Annotated in this window: 7 protein-coding genes; 3 read left to right on the top strand and 4 right to left on the bottom strand. The window is 39.2% G+C overall.

What is annotated here, in order from left to right:
- Positions 1-377: 377 nt before the first annotated feature.
- From RG963_RS10780 to RG963_RS10770, 3 genes are all read right to left on the bottom strand, one after another.
- The gene (locus RG963_RS10780) at positions 378-1,349 is read right to left on the bottom strand and encodes a glycosyltransferase family 2 protein (RefSeq protein WP_310576277.1); all 972 of its coding nucleotides are present in this window, start codon (positions 1,347-1,349) and stop codon (positions 378-380) included.
- Between the two features lie 17 nt (positions 1,350-1,366).
- The gene (locus tag RG963_RS10775; protein ID WP_310576276.1) at positions 1,367-2,338 is read right to left on the bottom strand and encodes a glycosyltransferase family 2 protein; all 972 of its coding nucleotides are present in this window, start codon (positions 2,336-2,338) and stop codon (positions 1,367-1,369) included.
- Between the two features lie 1,957 nt (positions 2,339-4,295).
- Positions 4,296-4,538, bottom strand: a complete 243-nt coding sequence (locus RG963_RS10770; RefSeq protein ID WP_310576275.1) for a hypothetical protein — start codon at positions 4,536-4,538, stop codon at positions 4,296-4,298.
- Positions 4,539-5,128: 590 nt separating this feature from the next.
- Here RG963_RS10770 and RG963_RS10765 point away from each other — a divergent pair.
- Together RG963_RS10765 and RG963_RS10760 are read left to right on the top strand one after the other, a co-directional pair.
- Positions 5,129-6,142 carry a hypothetical protein gene (locus tag RG963_RS10765; protein WP_310576274.1) on the top strand — a complete coding sequence of 338 codons (1,014 nt, stop codon included), beginning with the start codon at positions 5,129-5,131 and terminating at the stop codon, positions 6,140-6,142.
- Between the two features lie 101 nt (positions 6,143-6,243).
- Positions 6,244-8,499: a TIGR04279 domain-containing protein gene (locus RG963_RS10760; RefSeq protein WP_310576273.1), complete on the top strand. Its 2,256-nt coding sequence runs from the start codon at positions 6,244-6,246 to the stop codon at positions 8,497-8,499.
- 196 nt (positions 8,500-8,695) lie between these two features.
- Here RG963_RS10760 and RG963_RS10755 read toward each other — a convergent pair whose 3' ends face one another.
- Positions 8,696-9,592, bottom strand: coding sequence for an NAD-dependent epimerase/dehydratase family protein (locus RG963_RS10755; protein ID WP_310576272.1), 897 nt, complete (start codon positions 9,590-9,592; stop codon positions 8,696-8,698).
- 473 nt (positions 9,593-10,065) lie between these two features.
- On the opposite strand from RG963_RS10755, the gene RG963_RS10750 reads away from it, so the two are divergent.
- Positions 10,066-10,953: a DUF1616 domain-containing protein gene (locus tag RG963_RS10750; protein WP_310576271.1), complete on the top strand. Its 888-nt coding sequence runs from the start codon at positions 10,066-10,068 to the stop codon at positions 10,951-10,953.
- Positions 10,954-10,955: the final 2 nt, after the last annotated feature.

Below are 10,955 nucleotides of genomic sequence, written 5' to 3'. Positions count from 1 at the left end.
AAGATAAGAGACAGCAGTAGAAGCAAGATAGTTTTCAATCTCTATTATACACGGTTTATGCATCTGAGTACAAAATTAAGTACGAAACTATCAAAGGTTTGCTATTGATTTTAGTTAAACTGCGTAAGTTAGAACTGATCAAACACTTCAACCTTATTAAAAACGTTTCAACACTCTTGCTTATTCGTAATTGAAGTAGGTATGAGTCCAATATTATTCACAAACGTCCCTGTAAGAACAAAGAATCAGATGAGTTACAAGCCAGAGATTCAGCGTAAATCCGATATTTTCGGGAAAAATCATATAAAAAGAATATAATTCCCTGATCTCGCCACTGCCCGAAATTCAATGAATTGTCGGAACCACTCATAGGGGTTTCAAGCCACCTTTGCATCCGTCATGATTGTAGATATCGAATGCAGCAGAATCCCTATCAAAGCCATGAAAGTCCCTACAATAATAAACAGGACCATGAGCATTGTGGGCCCGAACTGCAGACCTTCACCCATTGTGAATTTTTGCAGGAAATGCGCGCCCATGTAGAGACCGACGACTCCGAGAGAAATACCCGGGACTGTGAAGTAGTAAAGGGGATTGTTGAACTTTATGTCCTTTAAGACCATAACGAGAACCCCGAAGCCGTGTTTTATTGGGTTTACGGTTGAACAGTCAACATCATAACGGACGCCGATCTCAATTTCTTTTATTCGAAGGCAGTATTTGCCTGCGTCGACGAGCATTTCACTTTCTATTGCCATGCCCTGGGTGTTGAAGCGGAAGAGATCTTTTGTAGAGGCGGAAAAGGCACGGAACCCGCTCTGAGAATCTGTGATCTGGAGACCTGAGTTCATTTTAGTTGCAGTATCAAGAATGGTCTGGCCGATGCGACGGTAAACTGGAGTGTTTTTATCCAAACCGTTCATGTATCGGCTGCCGTTGACCATATCTGTATTCCCTTCAAGAATAGGAGAAACGAGCTTAGGTATATCGGCAGGGTTGTGCTGGCCATCCGAATCCATGGTCACTATTATATCGGCTCCAAGGTCAGCTGCGACTGTAAAACCGGTCTTGAGAGCTTCACCTTTTCCCATATTAACTTCGTGGATGATCACTTCAGCTCCGGCTTTCCTGGCAACCTCGGCTGTCCTGTCTGAGCTGCCATCGTCGACTACGATAACGTTATCTACGTAGTTTCTAGTAAGGAGAATCATGCTCCCAATGGAAACTTCTTCATTGTAGGCAGGAAGGATTACCGTGATTTTTTGGGGGGCTGTACCTACAATGCACGCTTTTTCCTCATTTGTACTCATGTGCCTGGCGCTTTTGCTCATAGGCAATGGATTGCTCATTTTGAATGACCCCAGAATTAGATCTCCGTTTGCGTGGTCACCTCTGCCAAGGAATAAATCACAATTCCCCTCATTGTCATACAGATCCCGGCAACAGCGAGGAAAACCATCAGGAATACAGACCAGCTGTGCAGACCTTCTATTCCAAGAAGAAAGGCTTCAAGAAATTTCAAACCCATATAGAAGCCGCATGTAGCAAGGGCAAAACCGGGAACTGCATACAAGTAAAGTGGCTTATTGACCTCTATATCCTTTACTATAGTCTTCAGAGCTCCAAGAATGTACTTAATCGGGTCTCTAACCGAGCCTTCAAAGTCATGAAAGGCCCCGATTTCGACTTCTTTTATGCGGAGGCCGGATTTGCCTTCTTCGGCGGGCGTTTTGCTTTCTACTAACATGCCTTGGACGTTGAAGCGGAGAATTCCTGTTTTAGAGGCTGCAAAGGCGCGAAAGCAGCTCTGAGAATCTGTGATCATGAGACCAGAGTCCATATTGGTGAACCTGTCCAGAATTGTCTGCCCTACTCGACGGTAGATTGAGGTGTTTTTGCTCAGGCTGTATAAATATGGGTTGCCGTTGACCATGTCTGCACTCCCTTTAATAATTGGGGCAACGAGCCTGGGAATGTCGGCAGGGTTGTGTTGGCCACCCGAATCCATTGTCACAATTATATCAGCGCCAAGATCGACTGCGGCTTTGAAGCCTGTTTCGAGAGCTGTGCCTTTTCCTTTGTTAGATGCGTGTACGATCACGTCTGCCCCGGCATTTTTTGCGATCTCGGCTGTCCGATCTGAGCTGCAGTCATCAACCACGACCACATTATCGGCGTAGAGCCTGATGAGAAGGACAATGCTTCCGATGGAAACTTCTTCATTGTAGGCAGGAAGAACTACCGTGACATTTTGAGGGACTCTGCCCTTCGCACATCTATTTTCTTTACGGACTGTAGACTGGGTGCTTTTGCCCATAAACAGTTGGTTGTTAATCATTTTTGATGACCCCTGTGTATGTTATGTAAATATTTTGTTTGTGTAAACATTTTATAAATATTTTAGATGAATTTATGTATAAAGACATTGAAGGCCATTTTATCTGAATGAAACTAGGACCGTTGAATATGCTTTACAGTATTAATTTTTTAAAGTATAATTTGGAAGAAGATTATATAAATTTATTGACAGATGTAATACAATAAAATAAGAATCGAGAAATAAAAGAATCGAAGGAGCCTTTGCTAAAATAACTATAATATTGTACAACTGAGCTAACTATCGTTGAACACCCTTCAGAATTATTTGAATATAAGAATATAAAGTATTGTCGATAAAAAGATAAGTTTCAGAATCAACATCAAAAAGCTCAGTGCTTTTAATATTCCAGTCCCGCAGGCTTGGAGATATTTGAGAATTTAGTTTCAGGTGCCTGAAAGTTTAAGACTATGTTATCCTTGCTCACTACTTGCCGCATTTTTTCAATATTAAAAAGAAGAGGAATAAGGTAAATTATCAGACATAAAACATGTTGAATAAGTCTGCCTGATCCAAAGGAGAAGAGGGCCCTGAAAAAGAAAGAAATGACCAAAAAACATCCATAGTAATAAAATAGTAAAGGATCATAAAAAATAACTTCAAGATTTTACTTTTGGGATGACTCTAATTTAATTTCCCTGAATAACTATCAAAGACAATATCGGAACAAAAATACTTGAAACTATAGTTCCATCATCCCTAAGCTGCCCCTTTAGGAAAATTTGCAGCGTATCACCCTTATACATAACGAAACCTCGGAAGAACCAGTTGTTTTCATCCTTCATTCAAGGAAAAAAATATGAAATTTGAGTTCTTACTCTTAAATAAGACTGAAAAAAACATACCTTACAGAAATCTTCATCTGTGGATGTAAACACAATAGAAGCACTTGAGGACTTAGAAGTTTCGGAAGCGGAAGAGATAACTGTAAAGAGACAGAAGTCTTAAATTTTTAGGGCAGCAACCTTCATATACCAGCCTCTAAGCTACGTCTTCCGTGGCCCCAGAGTTTTAGTACTGCGGCACTCAACCATCCAGACTAACCCATTTCCTTTAAAAAATTCCCCCACGTAACTCATATAAAAAATCATGCAGTTTGAAGATGAACTCATTATAAAAGTTCTTGTTTCCTGGGCGGAACTAATATTAAAAAATAAGTATAGTTAAGAATTGGTAGTACAAAGAATGAGTAGCTGTTAGATCAGCAAAACAAACGCTTTTACATTGCTCGTGCTGATCTGCGATTTCCTTTTTGATTATGTTTTCCAGCAACTGACTAAGAGCTGAAACATAGAAGAGGGTATGGATGAAAACTCTATTTTTTTCCAGCCCCTCAGGGATTCGTAAAAATTTATATATATGAGGAGAGCAGCTGCCCATCAACAAAAAATGAAATTGTAATTAAAATAAAGGGCTGTATAGTATCAGGATTTTGATTTTTGACATTTTTTATTTTTCCGAAAGATCTGCCTGATGAAATTCATTTTATGTAAAAAAATACTGTAATAATTAGTAGAATAAATAGAATTCGGGTTCAAATATGTTTTCAAATTTATTTTTAATGTTCTGATAATTTCCTCGAGTCATTACAGCTTAATTTTTTGCAGTTTTTCAAATAGTTATAATTCTTAATTTTTTTGTATTTTCAAAAGTCTGAAAAATTGCATATCTAGACGGCTAAAACTTGAACTTAAGAATAAAAGAAATCAGGTAACTATTCAGTTTGCCAAAAATCAGTTGATTGATGTCGATTTGGCGTAATAAATACGTATGATTACTAACTGACGAAAAAAGGAAAAGTTGGAAAAAGGATGGAAAAGGATCTAAAAGACAAAAATTAGAAAGTAAATATATGAAAGCAACTTGTCCGTGTAAAACAGAAATAAAAAGTAAAGAATAGGTTTCCAGAAACCTGGGATTATACAGCCCCAAAAATCTTGAAAAGGACAATCCATGCAAAAGTGAATAATAAAGGCAGGAGTGCAAGGTTTAACGAGCAATCGAGGGTTTTATTCCACTTTTCAGATGCTGAAAGAACCTCTTTTAAAGACAGAAGGGCTATGAGTCCGATAACTATTGAAAACCCATACTGAGGAAGTCCAGGGACTGTAATCATGGAAATCGCACTCGAAGAGATTGCGCTTGATGAGAGAATGCTCAATAGTATAGTAATGCCCCCATAAAATACAGGAAACTTATTTAATTTATTGAAAGATTATGTGTATAAAAGAACTACTAAGTATAAAAAATTTTCTTTAGATACTAAACGACTGGTAGATAACATCAATAGAATAAGTTGTAAGAAATAGAATAAAAAATCGTGTTAACACGCAAAAATCAGCTATATAATGCTTTTTTACAAAGATTGAGATATTTAAGTCATAGAAACATCCTGAAGCTCACCCGCATATAAAAAATTTAGAAAGTTATATAACATGTAATGACTATATAAAAATAATTATTAAAAGTGTATAAAAGCACAAATAAAAAGTTATCTCTGGGGGCTTAAAATACCCAGGGAGTAACAACAGTTAAAATATATTAAAAAGCTCAAATGTTGAATACAACTTTTATTTTTGCCATAAAAACCACAGACTATCAGAAAAATTTATACAATAGCTATAGAAACAGGTAATCTAATATATTACAGACACAATTTTTAAATAGAGTTGTCTATGAAATAATTGTTATTAAATGATTAAAAAATGAGCAAAAAATTATGTAAGATCTGGTTTGAAAGGAGCGACTTCCGTGCACAAATTAATTAATTTCCGTAAGAAAGGAAAAGAACTGGTTTTTATGGCCACCTGCCTTTCGATTCTGGTTTTACTTGTAATTTCTCCTGCAGCTGCATCTGTTAACAACTGGGAATTTTCCCCTCAAGAACCTGTTTCTGGGGATACCCTTAGAATAAAAGGGAGTGCATCTCCGGAAGAAAAAATCGATGTGTTCGTAACCTTTGAAAAAACCGTTCCTGTCTCTGGGGGAGAGTTTGAATATGTTCTTGAAGACGTAAAAATTCCTAGAGGTTTAAATAATCTCTTTAAGGTTGAGGCCAGGGGAGCAAAAAACCTCAACGTGAGGGTAAAAATGATTGTCTGGATAACAAAAAGTTCAGAGGTTTCAGGGGATGTTGTAACTGTATCTCAGTCAAGTGTCCCTCCGGGAACATACAGAATAAAGATTGACGGGGATGTTAAAGAAGGAGCGTCAAACGTGAACCTGAAGATTACAGCTTTTCAGGAGATAGAAGCTGATTCGAACGGAGATTTCAGCTACTCCTATAATACAAAAGCAGTTCCTTCGGGAGACTTTGAAATAAAAGTGGGGAGCGTATCAAAAAAAGTAACTATTCAGCCTGAGGAAACCTCAGAATCAACTTCAGATTCGTCTTCAGCAAATTCGTATCCAGCAAAGACCGAATTATCTCCATCAACAGAAACTGAGTCTTCTCTTTCGCCAGAGACTAAGCCTTCTCTTTCGCCAGAGACTAAGCCTTCTCTTTCGCCAGAGACTAAGCCTTCTCTTTCGCCAGAGACTAAGCCTTCTCTGGAACCAACAGATTCCGAAGCCCCAGAAGAAAATAATGATTCTGAAGTATTGACTCCAGAAAAAAATCCGGAAGAAAAGAATATTCAGGCACAGCCGTCCAAAAAAGACACAAACAAATCGGAATTTCTCCGGTTATTTACAGACGAGTTCTATCTGCTGGCAGGAGTGGGAGCAGCAATTCTGGTTCTGATTATATATTCAAGAAGGAAGTGAAGCAAAAAAGATCAATTCCGGGGGATGAACCTGTAAGAAATATTAATATCATGAGATGGGGCCGGTTAAAAATATCTGATAAATAGGATGGGGGTATGTATTTGAAGAAGAGTTTACTGATAATTGCATTAATTGTATTCATATTAACTTCTGCAACAACAATTGCGGGCAACAGCGAAAAAAATGTAAGCCCTATTGGCAGTATAAACTTCACCGATAGGGTTGTTTATATTCTGGACCATACCAGCGACCCGGCAGAAGGAAATTGGATTACGCTGGGGTACCCATATGAAGAGAGAAGAATCCAGCTTCCACACCCAATAAAACTCACATACTCAGGCCCTAAATTTAAAGAATATGAGGGGGCTTCCGGGACATTATACAAGGATGAAAATGAAAGCTATACGATAACCTACCCATCAAGTTCTTTTTACCTCACCCATCCTGTCTACCTGCCTGGGGAGAAAGTGAACATGTCTTTTCATGGGGATTCCTCTCTCAAAGGAACTGTGGAAATCTATCTTTTCAACATTACATCAGACTCCGCATATGGAGTCTTTGATGCTTTCAAGACAAGAGAGGTAGAAAACTTAGACAATCTCTTCCACAGTAATATGGAAGGAAATTATAAAAAATACACTGCTGTTCTTGGAGAAAATGGAGATTTATTAAATTATGATTTTGGACCGCTCGATTCAGGACAGTACTGTATATTAATGATCCAGGAAAATGAAGACAATAGCCTGACAGCACTTTCTGCAACAGCATTTGTAGTTGAGGAATATAAACTACACGTTTCAGCTCCTGCAAGTATAGTAAAAGGGGAAGATTTGGATATAAATATGGCACTTGAGAGTGCCCCAAATGAAAATAACTGCACTTATGGGGCTGTGCTGATAAGGGAAACGGCATATAAAGCGAACATAGAAATCGACTCTCACGGCACCAGGAATGGCACTTCAGTAACAGTAAACGACGTAGACCTTATTGATGAATTTGACACCAATTCCTCAAATTCCCTGTCAAAACTTACCATAGATGAACTCCAGACAAAAATCCAGATTATAATAGGAGAAGGCAAAGGCTCCATAGCAATAGGAGAAAAAGGCCAAAAAACGCTGTCACTTACAGCTTTTGACCTGTCTCCAGGCTCTTATTACCTCCTTGCGGGAGCATACAGCCCGGGAAAAGGACTCGTCGGGCTTAACCAGCTTGAAGTGAAAATTAAATCAAATGGTGGCTCAGACGATGACGCTGGAGGAGACAATGGATCTAATGACAATGGATCTAATGACAGTGGATCTAATGACAATCGATCTAATGACAGTGGATCTAATGACAGTGGATCTAATGACAATCGATCTAGAGGCAGTGAATCTAGTGACAATGGATCTAATGACAGTGGATCTAATGACAATCGATCTAATGACAGTGGATCTAATGACAATCGATCTAGAGGCAGTGAATTTAGTGACAATGGATCTAATGACAGTGGATCTAATGACAATCGATCTAATGACAATGGATCTAATGACAGTGGATCTAATGACAATCGATCTAATGACAATGGATCTAATGACAGTGGATCTGGAGAAGACGATAACTCCGGAAGCGGAGGGAACGGAGGGAATGGAGGCGGAGCAGGAGGATCTCCTGAACCTGCTAAAAATGTCAAGTCAAAAGAGCTCTGCCAGCAATTTATTTCAAATGGCAAACAGATCTGTTTCAAGTTTATGAAGGGAGCAACTTCTGTCGACTATGTGAAATTTAATTCCAAAAAGACGGCAGGAAAGATTACAACTATTGTCGAGGATCTTAAAGGGAGGTCTTCACTGACACTTTCCGAACCTGAAGATGAAATCTACAAATACATAAATATCTGGATAGGAAATGGGGGCTTTGCAAACTCCAAAAATATTGAGAATGCCGTTGTAGGGTTCAGAGTAAACAAAGAGTGGATCACAGAAAATAATATTAATACTGACACAATAGTCCTCCAGCATTTCAAAGAGAACAATTGGAATTCTCTTCCTACAAAAAAATTGAGTGAAAATGAAGAATATATTTATTTTGAGTCTGAAACTCCCAGTTTTTCCCCGTTTGCAATTACTGCCGGAAAGAATGTAATGACGATAGAGGAAAAAACAGGAGAAAACCAAGCACCTTCAGAGGTAATGATAAATGACGAAATCGGAGCAAAAACTAAGAGTGGCGCTGCTACCCAGGAAAATAAAAAGGCGGGGACTCAAAAAATTGCCAATATCTTTGTAGGGATCATTATAATCCTTCTTATGAATGCGATTATATTTAAGAAAATGAAGAAAATGGGACCTAGAAAAAAGGATCCAGAGCAATAAAAACCTACGTGGTCAATAGAAATGATATTCTAAAAGATAAAAACAGGTATCATCCAACTGATTTTGGATAGACTGAATAGTTACTTTTATTTAAAAAATAAGGAAACAAAGTATCTTTTCAAGCCGCATGAGAAGGCTGTTTTGTAGCTAAGAAAACAGCCTTCTTTTCTACACAGTAAACAGCCCTTAAAGCCGTTTAAATAAGGCTGTTTAACCCGTCCTGCAGCTCGATCTCTCCTTTCCACCACCCGGAAATTTTTGAAACATCTGCCTTTGAGTCCCGAACATCGCCTGCTCTTGGCGTGGCGTATACTATCCTGCTGGAAGAGCCAGTCAACTTAATAATATTTTCGGCAAGTTCCACAACCGTCACGCTTTTTCCCATCGCCACGTTAAAAACCTGTCCGTCGCCATGATCAAGAGCTGCGACATTTGCCCTTACCACATCTTTGATATGCACGAAGTCCCTGCTTTGAAGTCCGTCCCCGTAGATAATAAGGTCTTTTCCTGCCTTTGCTCTTTCCAGGAAAATGGGGATTACAGCTGCATATGGGGATTTTGGGTCCTGCCTGGGGCCATAGACATTGAAGTAGCGTAGGCAGGTAGTTTGAAGCCCATGACTTTCATAAAACATTCTTGCCAGATATTCCCCGTCGAGTTTGGAAATAGCATAAGGAGAAGTCGGTTCAGGATACATATCTTCGCGCTTTGGAAGAACCGGATTATTTCCGTAAATAGCAGCCGAAGATGCAGTTACAAATTTATCGACCCCGGCTTTAACGCAGGCCTGTAGTACATTAAGGGTCCCAAGAGTGTTAACCCGAAAAGCTTCAGCAGGCCTTTCACAGCTGAGAGGTACGGATACAAGGGCAGCTTCATGAAAAACACAATCCATGCCCGAAACCACCTTTTCGACTAAGTTAGAATCACAGATATCTCCCTGAATGAACTCGATGTTTTTGTACTGAGGAACATTTCTGAGGAAACCTGTGGCAAGATTATCCAGGATCCTGACAGTGTGCCCTGCTTCTGCAAAATATTCAGCTATATGGGAGCCTATAAAACCTGCTCCCCCTGTAACCAACACTTTCATGCTTGCAGAAAAGGGAAAAGTACAAAATAAAATTTTCTATGCGCGCCCAGATATTTCTGAGATCGAGCTAAAATTTTTATGAAATATGCGAAAAATGGCTCACACTGTAAAAGGCTTTTCAAAAAAGGGAAAAATTTTTCATATAAAGAAGTCTTATTAATAAAAGGGGGTCAAAAAACTGAGGAGTCAAGGGTATTTCTCACAAAAAAGAGAAACTGATAAAAGAGAGTATGCAATACCCGAAATTGGAATTTTGGAACAAAAAATAGTACCAGAAGAGACTGGTTTAAAAATGTAAAGGCTTTTCTCCCTTATTTTCCTGCAACAGGACCACCTGAAAGGATCCCGGCTTGGATAAAATAAAAAAGCAGGTTAACGGAAGGCTTACATAAGTATAAATTCAAAGAGGACATGATATAAAAAAATTTCATCAGTAATGAAAATGGCCGGAAATAGTTTTATTAGTGGTAAAAATGGTCGAAAATAGACAGCTTCCTCTGGACCTGCTGCTTGTTGCAGGTTTCGTGCTTCTTACTGACGTCCTTGTGCTCGTGCCTGTACTTAATGGCAGTTTCCTGCGCACAGGTTTGGGAATTGTTTTAGTGCTTTTCTTGCCAGGCTACGCCCTAACTGGAGCTATTTTTCCGGCAAAAAAAAATATTGAAGGAATTGAGAGAGTTGCGATATCTTTCGGACTGAGTATTGCAGTCGTCCCGATAATGGGACTCGGCCTAAATTATACTACCTGGGGAATCAGGGAGATCCCTCTGCTAACGGTACTTTCGGTTTTTACTCTCCTGACATGCGCAGTTGCCTACTACAGAAGAAGATTGTTGCCTGAAGCCGAAGTTTTTGGAGTTTCATTCAAAGCGTTTTTCCTGAGCATGAATGCCGAAATTCTTGAAAAACCCGGATCAAAAATAGATAAAATTCTTGCACTCTTCCTGATTCTTTCGACCTTGATCTCTATGGGCAGCCTTGCCTACATAATAGAAAACCCTAAAGAAGGAGAACATTTTACCGAATATTACATTCTTGGAGCTAACAGGACAACCGAAAACTATACTACAGAATTCGTGCAGGGAGAACAAGGGACAGTCAGTGTGGGGATCGTAAACCATGAGTATAGGCCCGTAGATTATACAATGGAAGTAAGGCTTGAAAACAATTCTCTGCCTCTTCCGGAAAATCAGAGACGTGTAAGCCTTGAGCATAATATGTCCTGGGAAGCGCCGATTACTTTTAAGCCGCCTTTCGAAGGAAAGAACATGAAGCTAGAGTTTCTGCTCTTTAATGAAACCGAAAAGACCGTGCCTTACAGAAACCTCCATCTCTGGATTAATGTTACCAAGGAGGCTTGAGG

Origin of the sequence: Methanosarcina baikalica (assembly GCF_031461075.1) — an archaeon.
GTDB lineage: Archaea > Halobacteriota > Methanosarcinia > Methanosarcinales > Methanosarcinaceae > Methanosarcina > Methanosarcina baikalica.
The sequence above is the reverse complement of the archived record's forward strand: the minus strand, read 5'-3'. Positions and strand labels throughout refer to the sequence as shown.